The 14,718-nt window shown below is 72.3% G+C and carries 13 protein-coding genes; 9 read left to right on the top strand and 4 right to left on the bottom strand.

Annotated elements, in window-relative coordinates; genetic code table 11:
• Positions 1–99 precede the first annotated feature (99 nt).
• From ACFWWQ_RS00970 to meaB, 4 genes are all read left to right on the top strand, one after another.
• Positions 100–501 carry a DUF1992 domain-containing protein gene (locus ACFWWQ_RS00970; RefSeq protein ID WP_384587974.1) on the top strand — a complete coding sequence of 134 codons (402 nt, stop codon included), beginning with the start codon at positions 100–102 and terminating at the stop codon, positions 499–501.
• Positions 502–643: 142 nt separating this feature from the next.
• Entirely contained in the window at positions 644–2,524 is a 1,881-nt protein-coding gene (locus ACFWWQ_RS00965) for a methylmalonyl-CoA mutase family protein (protein ID WP_384587971.1), read from the top strand.
• Positions 2,524–4,752: a methylmalonyl-CoA mutase gene (scpA, locus tag ACFWWQ_RS00960; RefSeq protein ID WP_384587968.1), complete on the top strand. Its 2,229-nt coding sequence runs from the start codon at positions 2,524–2,526 to the stop codon at positions 4,750–4,752. The genes ACFWWQ_RS00965 and scpA overlap by 1 nt, the downstream gene beginning before the upstream one ends.
• Positions 4,753–4,759: 7 nt before the next feature.
• Positions 4,760–5,758, top strand: coding sequence for a methylmalonyl Co-A mutase-associated GTPase MeaB (meaB, locus tag ACFWWQ_RS00955; RefSeq protein ID WP_384587965.1), 999 nt, complete (start codon positions 4,760–4,762; stop codon positions 5,756–5,758).
• Between the two features lie 116 nt (positions 5,759–5,874).
• Here meaB and ACFWWQ_RS00950 read toward each other — a convergent pair whose 3' ends face one another.
• Entirely contained in the window at positions 5,875–6,384 is a 510-nt protein-coding gene (locus tag ACFWWQ_RS00950) for an ATP-binding protein (protein ID WP_384587961.1), read from the bottom strand.
• 197 nt (positions 6,385–6,581) lie between these two features.
• Here ACFWWQ_RS00950 and ACFWWQ_RS00945 point away from each other — a divergent pair, with 197 nt between their 5' ends.
• Entirely contained in the window at positions 6,582–6,824 is a 243-nt protein-coding gene (locus tag ACFWWQ_RS00945) for a DUF397 domain-containing protein (RefSeq protein ID WP_384587958.1), read from the top strand.
• A 90-nt stretch (positions 6,825–6,914) separates the two neighbouring features.
• Complete coding sequence (locus ACFWWQ_RS00940) at positions 6,915–7,823, top strand: helix-turn-helix domain-containing protein (RefSeq protein ID WP_384587955.1); 909 nt, start codon at positions 6,915–6,917, stop codon at positions 7,821–7,823.
• Positions 7,824–7,894: 71 nt separating this feature from the next.
• Here ACFWWQ_RS00940 and ACFWWQ_RS00935 read toward each other — a convergent pair whose 3' ends face one another.
• Both ACFWWQ_RS00935 and ACFWWQ_RS00930 read right to left on the bottom strand, forming a co-directional pair.
• Positions 7,895–8,710 (bottom strand): SAM-dependent methyltransferase, encoded by an 816-nt coding sequence (locus ACFWWQ_RS00935; protein ID WP_384587952.1) that lies wholly within the window; start codon positions 8,708–8,710, stop codon positions 7,895–7,897.
• 426 nt (positions 8,711–9,136) lie between these two features.
• Positions 9,137–9,598, bottom strand: coding sequence for an SCP2 sterol-binding domain-containing protein (locus ACFWWQ_RS00930; RefSeq protein WP_384587949.1), 462 nt, complete (start codon positions 9,596–9,598; stop codon positions 9,137–9,139).
• A gap of 187 nt (positions 9,599–9,785) precedes the next feature.
• Between ACFWWQ_RS00930 and ACFWWQ_RS00925 the strand changes: the two genes are divergently transcribed.
• Positions 9,786–10,652 (top strand): class I SAM-dependent methyltransferase, encoded by an 867-nt coding sequence (locus ACFWWQ_RS00925; protein WP_384588151.1) that lies wholly within the window; start codon positions 9,786–9,788, stop codon positions 10,650–10,652.
• 55 nt (positions 10,653–10,707) lie between these two features.
• Here ACFWWQ_RS00925 and ACFWWQ_RS00920 read toward each other — a convergent pair whose 3' ends face one another.
• Positions 10,708–11,202, bottom strand: a complete 495-nt coding sequence (locus ACFWWQ_RS00920; RefSeq protein WP_384587946.1) for a DUF6314 family protein — start codon at positions 11,200–11,202, stop codon at positions 10,708–10,710.
• Between the two features lie 369 nt (positions 11,203–11,571).
• On the opposite strand from ACFWWQ_RS00920, the gene ACFWWQ_RS00915 reads away from it, so the two are divergent.
• Both ACFWWQ_RS00915 and ACFWWQ_RS00910 read left to right on the top strand, forming a co-directional pair.
• Positions 11,572–13,041, top strand: a complete 1,470-nt coding sequence (locus tag ACFWWQ_RS00915; RefSeq protein WP_384587943.1) for an aldehyde dehydrogenase family protein — start codon at positions 11,572–11,574, stop codon at positions 13,039–13,041.
• On the top strand, positions 13,038–14,576 hold the full coding sequence (locus ACFWWQ_RS00910; RefSeq protein ID WP_384587940.1) for an APC family permease: 1,539 nt from the start codon (positions 13,038–13,040) through the stop codon (positions 14,574–14,576). The genes ACFWWQ_RS00915 and ACFWWQ_RS00910 overlap by 4 nt, the downstream gene beginning before the upstream one ends.
• Positions 14,577–14,718 lie beyond the last annotated feature (142 nt).

Below are 14,718 nucleotides of genomic sequence, written 5' to 3'. Positions count from 1 at the left end.
GTGCCGGGCGGGCTACCGTGGAGAAGCGCCCCCGCGCGCAGCGGCCCCGCGCGCGGTGCGGCACGGTCCCGCAGGCCCGCATCCCGCGAGAGGCACCCGATGACCGAGCGCAAACCCCCCGGCGTCGACTTCGAGTCCTGGATCGACAAGCAGATCCGCGAGGCGCAGGAGCGGGGTGACTTCGCCGGGCTGCCCGGCGTCGGCAAACCGCTGCCCGGTCTGGACAAGCCGTACGACGAACTGTGGTGGGTCAAGGACAAGATGGCCCGCGAGGACCTTTCCTACCTGCCTCCGTCGCTGGCGCTGCGCAAGGAGGCCGAGGAGGCGGCGCAGACCGCGGCCGCCGCGCCGAGCGAGGCGGCGCTGCGCCGCATCCTGACCGTCGTCAACGAGAAGATCCGCGCGGCCCTGCGCGCCCCGCTCGAAGGACCGCCGCTGGGCCTCACCCCGTTCGACATCGAGGAACGGGCCCGGGAATGGCGCCGGGAGCACGCCCGCTGAGGCGCGGCGGCACGCGGCCGGACGCGCCGTACCGTGCTCCGGCCGCCCCGTGCCGCGCCCTTGCACCCGCACGGATCAACGAGTTCAAGGTCACAGCGAGAGCCCCTGCTCCAGCTGACGCTCATTCGCCTAGCCTGCTGCCATGACCGCCGAGTCCCCCGAACTCCCCCTGGCCGCCGCGTTCCCGGAAGCCGACCGCACGCAGTGGCAGCACCTCGTCGCGGGTGTGCTGCGCAAGTCGGGCGCCACCCCGGCGGCGGACGCCCCCGAGGACGCGCTCGCCACCGATCTCCCCGACGGCATCCGCGTCCGTCCCCTCTACACCGCCGACGACGGGTACCCCGACGCGGGGCTCCCCGGCTTCCCGCCGTTCGTCCGGGGCGGCCGTCCCGAGGGCGCCACCGTCGCCGGATGGGACGTACGCCAGCGCCAGGCGTACGCCGACCCGGACCGGGTCAACGAGGCGGCCCTCGCCGACCTGGAGAACGGCGTCACCTCGCTGTGGCTGGCCGTGGGCGAGGACGGGGTGCCCCTCGACGCGCTGCCGCGGGCCCTCGCGGGCGTCCATCTGGACCTCGCCGCCGTCGCGCTCGACGCGGGCGGGGAGTTCGCCGCGGCCGCCGAGGCGCTGTTCGCGCTGGCCGCCGCCGGCGGCGTGGTCCCGGCCGCTCTGACCGGCACGCTCGGCGCCGACCCGCTGGCGCTCGTCGCCCGCGGCGGCGACGACACCGCGCTCGACGCCCACCTGGCGGCCGCCGCGTCGCTGGCCGCGCGGTGCGCCGCCGAGGCGCCGGGGCTGCGGGCGCTGACCGTCGACGCGCTGCCGTACCACGAGGCCGGCGGTTCGGCCGCCGAGGAGCTGGGCTGCTCGCTGGCCACCGGCGTCGCCCAGCTGCGCGCGCTGACCGCCGCGGGCCTGGACATCGACGCCGCCTGCGGCCAGCTGGAGTTCCGCTACGCCGCCACCGCCGACCAGTTCCTGACCATCGCCACGCTGCGCGCCGCGCGCCGCCTGTGGGCGCGGGTCGCCGAGGTGTGCGGCGCCTCGCCCGAGGCGCGGGCGCAGCGCCAGCACGCGGTGACATCGCCGGTGATGATGAGCCGCCGCGACCCGTGGGTGAACATGCTGCGCACCACCGTCGCCGGGCTGTCGGCCGGGGTCGGCGGCGCGGACGCGGTGACGGTGCTGCCGTTCGACGCGGCCCTCGGCCTGCCGGACGCGTTCGCCCGCCGTATCGCCCGCAACACCCAGGCGGTGCTGCTGGAGGAGTCGCATCTGTCGAAGGTGATCGACCCGGCCGGTGGCTCCTGGTACGTCGAGGAGCTGACGGACGAGCTGGCGCGCGCGGCCTGGGCGTGGTTCCAGGAGATCGAGGGCGCGGGCGGCCAGGCCGCTGCGCTCCGCTCCGGGCTGATCGCTGACCGGCTCGCGGCGACCTGGGAGCGCCGCTCCCGTGACCTGGCGACCCGCCGCGAACCGATCACCGGCGTCAGCGAGTTCCCGTATCTTGCGGAGGCCCCGGTGCGCCGCGAGGCCGCGCCGGTCCCTGCCGGGGGCGGGTTGCCGCGGGTGCGGCGGGACGATGCGTACGAGGCGCTGCGGGCCAGGTCGGACGCGCATCTGGCGGCCACCGGCGCCCGTCCGAAGGTGTTCCTGGCGGCGCTGGGTCCGGCCGCCGCGCACACCGCGCGGGTGTCGTTCGCCGCCAACCTCTTCCAGGCGGGCGGCGTCGAGACGGTGCACGAGCCCGCGTCGGTGGACGCCGGGACGGTGGCCGCCGCCTTCGCGGCGAGCGGCGCCCGGATCGCGTGCCTGTGCGGCAGCGACACGCTCTACGCGGAGCAGGCGGCCCAGGTCGCGGCGGCGCTGAAGGCGGCCGGTGCGGTGCGGGTGTATCTGGCGGGTGCGCCCGGTGAGCGGCGCGAGGAGTTCGGGCAGGCAGGGGTGGACGCGTACGTCTTCACCGGCTGCGACGCGGCCGGGGCCCTCGCCTCGGCCCTGGACGTTATGGAGGTGGCGTGATGACCGGGACACGGCGGACGGACGGCCCGGGCACCGTCCCGGACTTCAGTGGGGTGCCGCTGGACGGCACGGCGGACGGCACGGACCCCGCGCGGTGGGCCAAGGCCGTCGAGCAGGCCACCGGCGCGAGCGTCGCGGACCTGACGTGGGAGACGCCCGAGGGCATCGGCGTGAAGCCGCTGTACACCGGCGCCGATCTCGACGGTGTGGACTTCCTGCGGACGTACCCGGGCATCACGCCGTATCTGCGCGGCCCGTACCCGACGATGTACGTCAATCAGCCGTGGACCATCCGGCAGTACGCCGGGTTCTCCACCGCCGAGGAGTCCAACGCCTTCTACCGGCGCAATCTCGCGGCCGGGCAGAAGGGCCTGTCGGTCGCCTTCGACCTGCCCACCCACCGCGGCTACGACAGCGACCACCCACGGGTGACGGGTGACGTCGGCATGGCGGGCGTGGCGATCGATTCGCTCTACGACATGCGTCAGCTCTTCGAGGGCATTCCGCTGGACCGGATGACGGTGTCGATGACGATGAACGGCGCGGTGCTGCCCGTTCTCGCCCTCTACATCGTGGCCGCCGAGGAGCAGGGCGTACCGCCCGAGAAGCTGGCCGGGACCATTCAGAACGACATCCTCAAGGAGTTCATGGTCCGCAACACCTATATCTATCCGCCGCAGCCGTCGATGCGGATCATCTCCGACATCTTCGCGTACACCTCGCAGAAGATGCCGCGGTACAACTCCATCTCGATCTCCGGGTACCACATCCAGGAGGCGGGCGCGACGGCCGATCTGGAGCTGGCGTACACGCTTGCCGACGGGGTGGAGTATCTGCGCGCGGGCATGGCGGCGGGCATGGACGTGGACGCCTTCGCGCCGCGGCTCTCCTTCTTCTGGGCGATCGGCATGAACTTCTTCATGGAGATCGCCAAACTGCGGGCGGCGCGGCTGCTGTGGGCCAAGCTGGTGCAGCAGTTCGGCCCGAAGAACCCCAAGTCGCTGTCGCTGCGCACCCATTCGCAGACGTCGGGCTGGTCGCTGACGGCGCAGGACGTCTTCAACAACGTGACGCGGACGTGCGTGGAGGCGATGGCGGCGACGCAGGGCCATACCCAGTCGCTGCACACCAACGCGCTGGACGAGGCGCTGGCGCTGCCCACCGACTTCTCCGCGCGGATCGCCCGGAACACCCAGCTCTTCCTCCAGCAGGAGTCGGGGACCTGCCGGGTCATCGATCCGTGGGGCGGCAGTGCGTACGTCGAGAAGTTGACGCAGGATCTGGCGCGGCGGGCGTGGCAGCACATCGAGGAGGTGGAGGCGGCCGGCGGGATGGCGAAGGCGATCGACGCGGGCCTCCCCAAGCTCCGGGTGGAGGAGGCGGCGGCCCGTACCCAGGCGCGGATCGACTCCGGGCGGCAGGCGCTGATCGGGGTGAACAAGTACCGGGTGGAGACCGACGAGGAGATCGAGGTCCTCAAGGTCGACAACTCCGCGGTCCGTGCCCAGCAGATCGAGAAGCTGAAGCGGCTGCGGGCCGAGCGGGACGAGGACGCCTGCCGGGCGGCGCTGCGGGCACTGACCGAGGCGGCGCGGTCCGGTCCCGGCGAGGGGCTGGAGGGCAACCTGCTCGCGCTGGCGGTGGACGCGGCGCGTGCGATGGCGACGGTCGGGGAGATCTCCGACGCCCTGGAGGAGGTCTACGGCCGTCACTCCGGGCAGATCCGTACGATCTCCGGTGTGTACCGAGATGAAGCGGGCCCCTCCTCCGGTGTCGGCCGCACCCGGGATCTGGTGGCCGAGTTCGAGCGCGCCGAGGGCCGCCGGCCGCGCATCCTGGTGGCCAAGATGGGCCAGGACGGCCACGACCGCGGCCAGAAGGTGATCGCCACGGCCTTCGCCGACCTGGGTTTCGACGTCGACGTCGGCCCGCTGTTCCAGACCCCGGCCGAGGTGGCGCGGCAGGCGGTGGAGGCCGATGTGCACATCGTCGGCGTCTCGTCACTGGCAGCCGGCCATCTGACGCTGGTGCCCGCACTGCGCGAGGCGCTGGCGGCCGAGGGCCGGGAGGACATCACCGTCGTAGTGGGCGGGGTGATCCCCCCGCAGGACGTGCAGACGCTCCGGGACATGGGCGCCGCGGCGGTCTTCCCGCCCGGCACGGTCATCCCGGACGCCGCGTACGACCTGGTCCGGGACCTCGCGCAGGCCCTTGGCCACGAGCGGTGAGGCGCTGATGCCCGCGAGGATCGATGTCGAGCGGTACGCGGAGGGGGTCCGGGCGGGTTCCCGGGCCTGGATCGCGCGGGCCGTGACGCTGGTGGAGTCCAGCCGCGCCGACCACCGCGCGGCGGCCCAGCGGCTGCTCGTCGCGCTGCTGCCCTACTCCGGTGCGGCGCGGCGGGTGGGGATCAGCGGGGTGCCCGGGGTCGGCAAGTCGACGTTCATCGACGCGCTCGGCTCGCGGCTGACGGGCGCCGGGCACCGGGTCGCGGTGCTCGCCGTCGATCCGTCGTCGAGCCGTACCGGCGGTTCCATCCTGGGCGACAAGACCCGGATGGCGCGGCTGGCGACCGACCCGGCGGCGTTCGTCCGGCCCTCCCCCACGTCCGGGACGCTGGGCGGGGTGGCGCGGGCGACCCGGGAGTCGATCATCGTGATGGAGGCGGCGGGGTACGACGTCGTCCTGGTGGAGACGGTGGGCGTCGGGCAGTCCGAGACGGCCGTGGCCGACATGGTCGACACGTTCGTGCTGCTGACGCTGGCGCGGACCGGCGATCAGCTCCAGGGCATCAAGAAGGGCGTGCTGGAGCTGGCGGATCTGGTCTCCGTCAACAAGGCCGACGGTCCGCACGAGCGGGACGCCCGCGCGGCGGCCCGGGAACTGTCCGGTGCGCTGCGGCTGTTGCAGCCGCCGGACGCGGCGTGGACGCCGCCGGTGCTCACCTGCAGCGCCCGGGAGGGCACGGGCCTCGATGAGCTGTGGGAGCGCGTGGAGCGGCACCGTGCGCTGCTGGAGTCGACCGGCGCGCTCGCCGAGCGGCGCCGTGCGCAGCAGGTGGAGTGGGTGTGGACGATGGTCCGCGATCAGCTCGTGGACCGGCTGCGCCACGATCCGGAGGTGCGGCGGATCGCCCCGGACGTCGAGCGGGAGGTCCGCTCGGGTCTGCTCACCGCGACGCTGGCCGCCGAACGCCTCCTGACGGCCTTCGGGCTGCCTCCGGAGGATCACTGAGGACGAGCTTGGGCGGCGGATGCCCGGGCGGCCGGTGACCGGCCCGCCCGGGCATCTTTGCGTCCGGGCCCCGGGCCGTACCGGGCGACAACGGGAGTTCGACGACAGGCCCTGGATCAGTTGCGGGGCGAGAGGGTGGCCCAGACGGTTTTGCCGGTGCGGTCGGGAAGGGTCCATCCCCAGGCGTCACTGAGCTGTTCGACGATGCGCAGGCCGCGGCCGGATTCGGCGAGCGGGTCGGGTGTGCCGATCACCGGGGTGCTCCCGCCGCCGTCGGAGACCGCGCACATGACGCCGTCGTCGCGCCGGGTCAGGGCGAGCCAGGCGGGGGTGACGACGGGCCCCGCCACCCGGCCGCCCGCCGTGCCGTGGGCGTCGCGGACGCCGTAGCGCAGGGCGTTGCTGACGAGTTCGGAGACGATGAGGGTGGCGTCGTCGGCGAGGGCGGCGCATATCTGCCAGCCGCGGAGCGTGGACAGGGTGAAGCGCCGGGCGTCGGCGACGGTGCGGGCGGAGGCGCTCAGCGCGCAGGCGGCGAACGCATCGGGGCCGGGCACCCACCTGCCGTCGTCGCGCAGTTCCTTGCGCGGTGTTGCGTACACGGTCTCTGCCGGATGTGTCGTCATCACGTCTCCGCGAAGGGGCGCTTCTGGTCTGGGCTGCACTGCTCGGGACAGCTAATATCCTCGTCAGCCGCCCCCCGCTGCAAGTGCATCTGCAATTACATCGGTAAGGACGGTCGCACAGGGGCTTGTTCACGCCATCGTGGATGACGGGCCCGGGACCGGTAGGAGGCCGTGCCTCCAGCAAGGGAGCGACAGTGATGGAGACGGTGCCCAACGGCATTCAGTCGACCCGTATCGAGCGGGCCCAGTGGCGCAAGAGCCGCCGCAGCAACCCGAGCGGCAACTGCGTTGAGCTGGCGGTTCTTTCGGATGGCGGGGTCGCGGTGCGCAACTCCCGGCACACCGGCGGACCGGCCCTGATCTACACCCGCGACGAGATCGCGGCATTCGTCCAAGGCGCCAAGGACGGCGACTTCGACGATCTGATCGGCCGTGACTGACGCATATGTCGTCCGGATAATCGACTCGCTGTACGTTTCCTTTTCGCAGTGGGACACTGAGCGCTCGCCCAACCACCCAGGGGAGTCCGCATGACCGCCGCGCAGCCGAGCCGTGAACCCTCACTGCGCCATTACCTCGACAACCCGCGGGGCGGGCCGACGGTGCTGCGCATCGTCCTCGGCACCCAGCTGCGGCGACTCCGGGAGGCCGCCGGCGTCTCCCGGGAGGCGGCGGGTGACGCGATCCGCGGCTCCCACGCCAAGATCAGCCGCCTGGAGCTGGGCCGGGTGAGCTGCAAGGAACGGGACATCTCCGATCTGCTGACGCTCTACGGCGTCACCGCCGATGCGGAGCGCGCCGATTTCCTCGCGCTCGCCCGCCGCACCAGCAACCCGGGGTGGTGGCATCGGTACAACGATGTGCTGCCCAGCTGGTTCGAGACGCACATCGGTCTCGAAGAGGCGGCGTCGGTGATCCGGACGTACGAGGTGCAGTTCGTCCCGGGTCTGCTGCAGACGCCGGAGTACGCCCACGCGGTGGCCCGGCTCGGTCATCCGCGGGCGTCGGCCGAGGACGTCGAGCGGCGGGTGGCGCTGCGCGTGGAGCGCCAGAAGCTGCTGACGGCGCCGCACGCGCCCCGGCTGTGGGCGGTGATAGACGAGGCGTCGCTGCGGCGTCCGCTGGGCAGCCCGCAGGTGATGGCCGAGCAGCTGCGCCATCTGCTGGAGATGTCGAAGCTGCCGAACGTCACGCTGCAGATCGCACCGTTCAGCCTCGGCGGGCTCGCGGCGGCCGGTGGGCCGATCACGATCCTGCGGTTCCTGGAGCCGGATCTGCCGGACATCGTCTATCTGGAGCAGCTGACCAGCGCGCTCTACCTGGACAAGCGCGACGACGTGGACCACTACCTCGCCGTCATGGACCGGCTGAGCGCCCAGGCCGAATCGCCGCGCGGTTCGCTGGCGATCCTGGAAGGGCTGCTGCGCGAGCTGAGTTGAGCCGCCGGACGGCATCACACATGAGGGAGGCGGGGCCCGGCGGCCCCGCCTCCCTCATGTCTGCCGGTGGGTCAGTTCTTCCGCGCCACGCCGCCGTACTCGATCCACTCCTTGGTCGTCTGCTTCGGTCCCAGGCTGCCGTCCGGCTTCCAGGTGGAGACCTCGACGAGCCCCGGCTCCAGGACCTCCAGCCCCTCCAGGAACGTCTCCACTTCGCTCGCCCGGCGCACCCGGCCCCACTGCCCCTGGGTGGAGACCTGCATGAGCTCCGTGACGAAGTCCCGGGTCGCCTGGTCCTCGCTGACCAAGTGGGAGGCCACCAGGAAGCTGCCGGGGCAGAGCTTTTCGGCGACCCGGGTGACGAGGGCCTTGGGGTCGTCCTCGTCCGGGATGCAGTGCAGTACGGAGACGAAGAGCGCGGCGACGGGCTGGCCGAAGTCGATGAGCCGCTCGACCTCGGCGCTGCCGAATATGCCGTCGGTGTCGCGCATGTCCGCCTGGATCACGGCGGTGCGGTGGTCCTCCTCCAGCATCGCCCGGCCGTGCGCGAGGACGATCGGGTCGTTGTCGACGTAGACGACGCGGGATTCCGGGTCGATGGCCTGGGCGACCTGGTGGACGTTGTCCTGCGTCGGCAGGCCGGAGCCGTGGTCGATGAACTGCCGGATGCCCTGTTCCTGGGCGAGCCAGCGCACCGCCCGCTGGAGGAATCGGCGGTTGTTGATGGCCAGCGCACGGGTGCTGGGCGCGATCTTGTCCAGCTCCTCGCACGCCTCACGGTCGACGGAGTAGTTGTCCTTGCCGCCGAGGTAATGGTCGTACATCCGGGCCACGCTCGGGATGCTGACATCGACGACAGTGGACAGCGGCTGTGGCTCTTGGCTCATGACTTACGTTCCCGTCGTTCGGCGCCACCGGCATGGTTCTGCGGCCGCCATACGAACGGGCGACCGGGCCGGGCTCGCCTCCCAACATACCTACGGAAGAGCGTTGTTGCAGATGGGAGCCGGGATCAATCGACCGGTAAGCCTGCGGGAGGCGGTACTTGACGGTCCGTCGGGAATCGCTCGGGAAGCCGTGCGGACCCATCGGCGTCCGGGCGACGGAACGGGCCGGGCCGAGCGGGCAACCCCTCGCTCAGTGTGGCCGGGAATCGCCCCCCGTTCGGGGCGGTCCGCCGCCACGCCACTCAGGGGCGGCGACCCGTTCCACCCGAAGACCGGCCGCCGCACGAGGGAGCGCGTACCGGGCGCCTACCACCCCCGGCGCGTCCTCCACCGGTCGCGTCCGGGCGGACGGCCGCCGGGGCGAGGTCATGTCGCGGGGATGTCGAAGTAGCGGTGCAGCCCGGCGGCGAGGGCCAGATCGCCGCTGGCCGTGATTTTCCGGGTGAGGAACATCGTCACCGGACTGCCGTTGCCGGAGACCAGCTTGAGAAAGGCGGCGTCCCCCATCGCCAGGGTCAGCCGGGCGTCGGCGGCCGACCGGCCCTCGGTGACCGTGCACGACCCGTCGGCGATGACGGTCTCGTAGACGGCCTCCGACTCGCCGGTGATCCGCCACCGGATCAGCGCGCGCAGCTCCCCGGCGGCCGCGGGACGGAACTGCTCGCCCATCCGCCCGAAGATCTCCCCCAGCACCCGCGCGCGCAGCTCCCCGGTGGCGATCTCGGTGATCTGGCGGGCGCTGATGCCCTTGACGATCCCGGCGAACTCCTCGGGGGTGATCCCCGCGAAGTCCAGCTCCGCCAATCGGTCCCGGACGTCATCGGCCACGGAAAACTCCCTACCAATCGGCAAATTCCACTGATAAGCGAGATTACGGCGCGGGGCACACGGCAGGCAACAACACCCCTGGTCACAGCGGGTGGCGCGGCCGACGGCCCCGGAATCGGCCGCCGTCCGGGAGGCTTCTGTCATCCCACCCGCCACGCCGGGTAGGTAGGCCCCCATGACCACACAGATGCGCGAGCCGGAGCACAGCGGAACGCCGCCGCAGGACGGGCCGACCGTCGCGGACATGGTGCGGGCCAACGAGGCCAACTGGGACGCCCGCACCCCCGTCCACGTCGCCAGCGACTTCTACGGACTGGACGGCTCCCGGACCGCCGACGACTGGTTCGCCCCCTTCGAATGGCAGGACCTGGGCGATCTGCGGGGCCGCGACCTCCTCCACCTCCAGTGCCACCTCGGCACCGAAACCGCCGCCTTCGCGGACCGCGGCGCCCGCGCCGTCGGCCTCGACTTCTCCGCCGCCGCCCTGACCGAGGCCCGCCGCCTGGCCACCGAGAGCGGCCGGGACCTGACGTTCGTCCAGTCCGATGTCCACCGCGCGCCCGAAGCGCTCGACGACCGCCGTTTCGACGTGATCTACACCGGCAAGGGCGCTCTGTGCTACCTCCCCGACCTCACCGCCTGGGCCGAGACCGCCGCCTCGCTGCTGCGCCCGGGCGGCATGCTCTACCTCGTCGAATTCCATCCGCTGCTCGACGCGCTCGGCCCCACCCCGGCCCCCGACAACCAGGATCTGCTCCTCCGCCACGACTACCTGGCCGGACGCGGCCCGCTGCGGAGCGACAGCCCGCACACGTACACCGACGGCCCGCCGCTCGCGGACGCGACGACGAGTTACGAATGGCGGCACGGCCTCGGCGAGGTCGTCACGGCGGTGTCCGGCGCCGGGCTCCGCGTCGACGTACTGCGGGAGACGGAACAGGCCCCGTGGAAGCGGTTCGACACGATGGTGCCCGGCGACAACGGTTGGTGGCGGCTGCCGCCCGACGAGCCGATCGTCCCCCTTCTCTACGCGCTGCGCGCCACGAAGGGCTGACGCCGTGCCGGGTCCGCACGGGTGTGGGCGCCGGGCGCCCGGTGCCGCGCCCGGCCTACCGGCGGCGGTAGACCGAGTGCAGCACCGCCTCCTTGGCGGGTCCGTCGATCCGCCACTCCAGCTCCCAGGTGTCCGCTCCGGTCACGGTGAACGTCCCGTCGTAGCGGTCGGCGGCGCACGGGTGGACGGTGTGCCAGCGTCCGGTCCGCAGATCGAGGTCGTGGAAGGGGCGGCCGTCGGCGAACTCCACCGCGGCCGTACCGTCCGGCCGGGGCCGCAGCCACAGCGTCCGCCCGGCCGGATGGACCGCGTCCGCCCAGGTCAGCTCGCCCTCCTCGACGTGCAGCAGCGCGCCGTCCGCGCCCTCCGGCCGGAACTCCGCGATGCCTCGGAAGCTCCCCTCGGCCCCGGCCCGTACGTCGAGGACGCGCCGCTCGATGCTCCAGCGGCCGGTGAGGTAGGCCGCCACGTCGGGCACCGGACGGCAGGGACGGGCGGCGTGGGACGGAACGGGCGGGGTCCATGGACGGCCGCCGGGTGCGGTGGGCATGACCCGATTCTCCCCCGGCCGCGCCCTTCCCGTACGGGCGGCCGGGTGGCTCCCTTACGGGCCGGAAGCGTCGGCGGGTCCCGTGAATCCGGGCCGGGTGGGGTGGGCACGCCCGGCCCGGGCACGGCGCGCCCCGGTGCGGACCGGCCGCGTGGCCCGGCACCCTTACGGGCCGTCGCCGCGACGCTCGGGGAAAAGCCCGGGGTGCCATGCCGTGCGGAGCGGCACCGCCGCGCCTACGCTCGGTACCGAGATCATCACCCGGGTGCGGATCACCGAACCGCGGCAGACGGCGCCCGCACCCCGGCGGCAGGCGGCGCCCCGCCCGTCGCCGGCCAGGCGCGACAACCGGAGACCGGAGGCATCCCCATGCCGGACCTGTTCATCGGCGGCCGCTGGACCGCAGCGGCCGACGGCCAGCGGCGCGAGATCCGCTGCCCGGCGGACGGCACCCTGGTCGCGACCGTCGACGAAGGCGGCCCCAAGGACGCGGCAGCCGCCGTCGGCGCCGCCCGCAGCGCGTACGACGACGGGCCCTGGCCACGTACGCCCGCCGCCGAGCGCGGCGCCCTGCTGCTGCGCGTCGCCGATCTGCTGGTGCGCGACACGGAGGCGCTGGCCCGCGCCGAATCGCTGGACACCGGGAAGCGGCTGGTCGAGAGCGTCTACGACATGGGCGACATCGCGAACTGCTTCCGCTACTTCGGCAACCTCGCGTCGTCCGGCGGCACCGACCGCGTGGTGGACACCGGCCAGCCGGGGATCGAGAGCCTCATCCGCCATGAGCCGGTCGGCGTCTGCACACTGATCACCCCGTGGAACTACCCGCTGCTCCAGACGGCATGGAAGGTCGCCCCCGCGCTGGCCGCCGGGAACACCTTCGTCCTCAAGCCCAGCGAGCTGACCCCGCACACCGCGATCCACCTGATGCGGCTGCTCGCCGAGGCGGGCCTGCCGGACGGCGCGGCCAACCTCACCCTGGGCACCGGCCCGCTCGTCGGCGCCCCGCTGACCGAGGATCCCCGGGTGGACCTGGTGTCCTTCACCGGCGGCCTGACCACCGGGCGCCGGATCATGGCCGCGGCCGCCCCCACCGTCAAGAAGATCGCCCTGGAGCTGGGCGGCAAGAACCCGAACATCGTCTTCTCCGACGCCGAGTTCGACACCGCCGTCGACCACGCCCTGACCGCGGTGTTCCTCCACTCCGGCCAGGTCTGCTCGGCGGGCGCCCGGCTGCTCGTCCAGAACGACCTGCACGACCGGTTCGTCGACGAGCTGGTCGCCCGCGCCCGACGGATCCCGCTCGGCGGCCCCTTCGACGAACACGCCCGCACCGGCCCGCTGATCTCCGCGGCGCACCGCGCCAAGATCGCGGCGTATGTCGAGGCGGGGCTCGCCGAGGGCGCCGTCCTGCGCTGCGGCGGCCGACCACCGCAGGACCCGGCGCTGCGCGACGGCTTCTACTACCTGCCGACGGTGCTGGACGAATGCACCCCGGACATGTCGGTGATCCACGACGAGTCCTTCGGCCCGGTGCTGACCGTCGAACGGTTCCGCGAGGAGGACGAGGCGGTCCGGCTCGCCAACGACACGGTGTACGGCCTGGCCGGCGCGGTCTGGACCCAGGACGCCGAGAAGGCCCACCGCGTGGCGGCCCGGATGCGGGCCGGCACGGTCTGGATCAACGACTTCCATCCGTATGTCCCACAGGCCGAGTGGGGTGGCATGAAGCAGTCCGGTGTCGGACGGGAACTGGGACCCGCGGGCCTCGCCGAATACCAGGAGGCCAAGCACGTGTGGCGGAACACCGCGCCGCGGCCGCAGAGGTGGTTCGAGTGAGCGAGGCGGGTTCGCCGCGCCCCGGCACCCGGGACGACGGCACGCATGACGACGACGCTTCGCTGGCCGAGTTCGGCTACAAACCGGAGCTGAAGCGGACCCTCGGCAACTTCCACACCTTCGCCGCCGGCATCAGCTACATCTCCATCCTCACCGGCACCTTCCAGCTCTTCTACTTCGGCATCAGCCACGGCGGACCGGCGTACTGGTGGTCGTGGCCGATGGTGTTCTGCGGACAGCTGATGGTCGCACTCTGCTTCTGCGAGCTGGCCGCCCGCTATCCGGTCGCCGGATCCATCTACAACTGGGCGAAACGGATGGGCGGCCCGCACATCGGCTGGCTCGGCGGCTGGATGATGCTCACCGCCACCATGGTGTCGCTGGCCGCCGTGGCCCTGGCCTATCAGGTGACGCTGCCGCAGATCTCGTCGTGGTTCCAGCTCATCGGCAACGGCAGCGGCCGGACCGACGCCGCGGCCAACGCCGTACTGCTGGGCAGCGTCCTCATCCTGTTCACCACGCTGGTGAACGCGTTCGGCGTCAAGCTGATGGCGCGCATCAACTCCGCGGGCGTCGCCATCGAGTTGATCGCCGCGATCGTGCTGATCGTCCTGCTCGCCGCCCGCATCACCCGCGGCCCGTCCGCGGTGACCAAGACCTTCGGCCTGGGCGCCGGCCAGAGCCTCGGCTACCTCGGCGCCTTCCTGACCGCGTCGCTCGCCTCGGCGTACGTCATGTACGGCTTCGACACCGCGTCCTCGCTGGGCGAGGAGTCCAAGGACCCCGGCCGCAACGCACCGCGCGCCATCCTGCGGGCCCTGATCGCCTCGTTCCTCATCGGCGGTCTGATCCTCCTCTTCGCCCTCCTCGCGGTGCCCGATCTGCACGCCAAGGAACTGTCCGTGGACGGGCTCCAGTACGTGGTGCTCTCCACGCTGGGCTCGACGGTGGGCCAGATCGTGCTGTGGTGCGTGGTCATCGCGATCACCGTCTGCGAACTGGCCGTCCACACAGCGGGCATCCGCCTCGCCTTCGCCATGGCCCGCGACAACAACCTGCCCGCCGCGTCCCTGCTGGCGAAGGTCAGCCCGCGTTTCCAGACCCCGGTGCTGCCCGCGGTCGTCATCGGCCTGGTGGGCGTCGCGATCCTGCTGATCAACGTCAACCAACCGCAGATCTTCTCCGTGATCACCAGCATCGCGATCATCATGATCTACCTGGCCTACCTGTTGGTCACCGTCCCGATGCTCATCCAGCGCCTCCGCGGCCGCTGGATCCCCGCCAAGGGCACATTCTCCCTGGGCCGCTTCGGCCTCCCGGTCAACATCCTCGCCGTCCTCTGGGGCCTGGCGATGTCCCTGAACCTCGCCTGGCCCCGCGCCGCCGTCTACAACGCGACGGGCCCCCAGCACTGGTACCTCCGCTGGGGCGCCTTCCTCTTCATCGGCATCGTCGCCGGCGGCGGCTTCCTCTACTACTGGTTCGTCCAACGCAAACGCACGGGGGTGCTGGAGGGGCATGCGGCGGGGTCGTGAGCGGGCAGACCTGAGTCACGTGCACCGCGGCGCGGCCTTCGGACCGGCTCTCACCCGGACGAGTTCCTCCAGCCGAGAACCGCCAACCCCTCAGCGGAGAGGGGGTACGCCGCCTTGATCGCTCCCGACCCGCACGCATGGG

Origin of the sequence: Streptomyces sp. NPDC059080 (assembly GCF_042739975.1) — a bacterium.
Taxonomy (GTDB): domain Bacteria; phylum Actinomycetota; class Actinomycetes; order Streptomycetales; family Streptomycetaceae; genus Streptomyces; species Streptomyces benahoarensis.
This window is presented reverse-complemented; position numbering and strand designations above follow the sequence as displayed.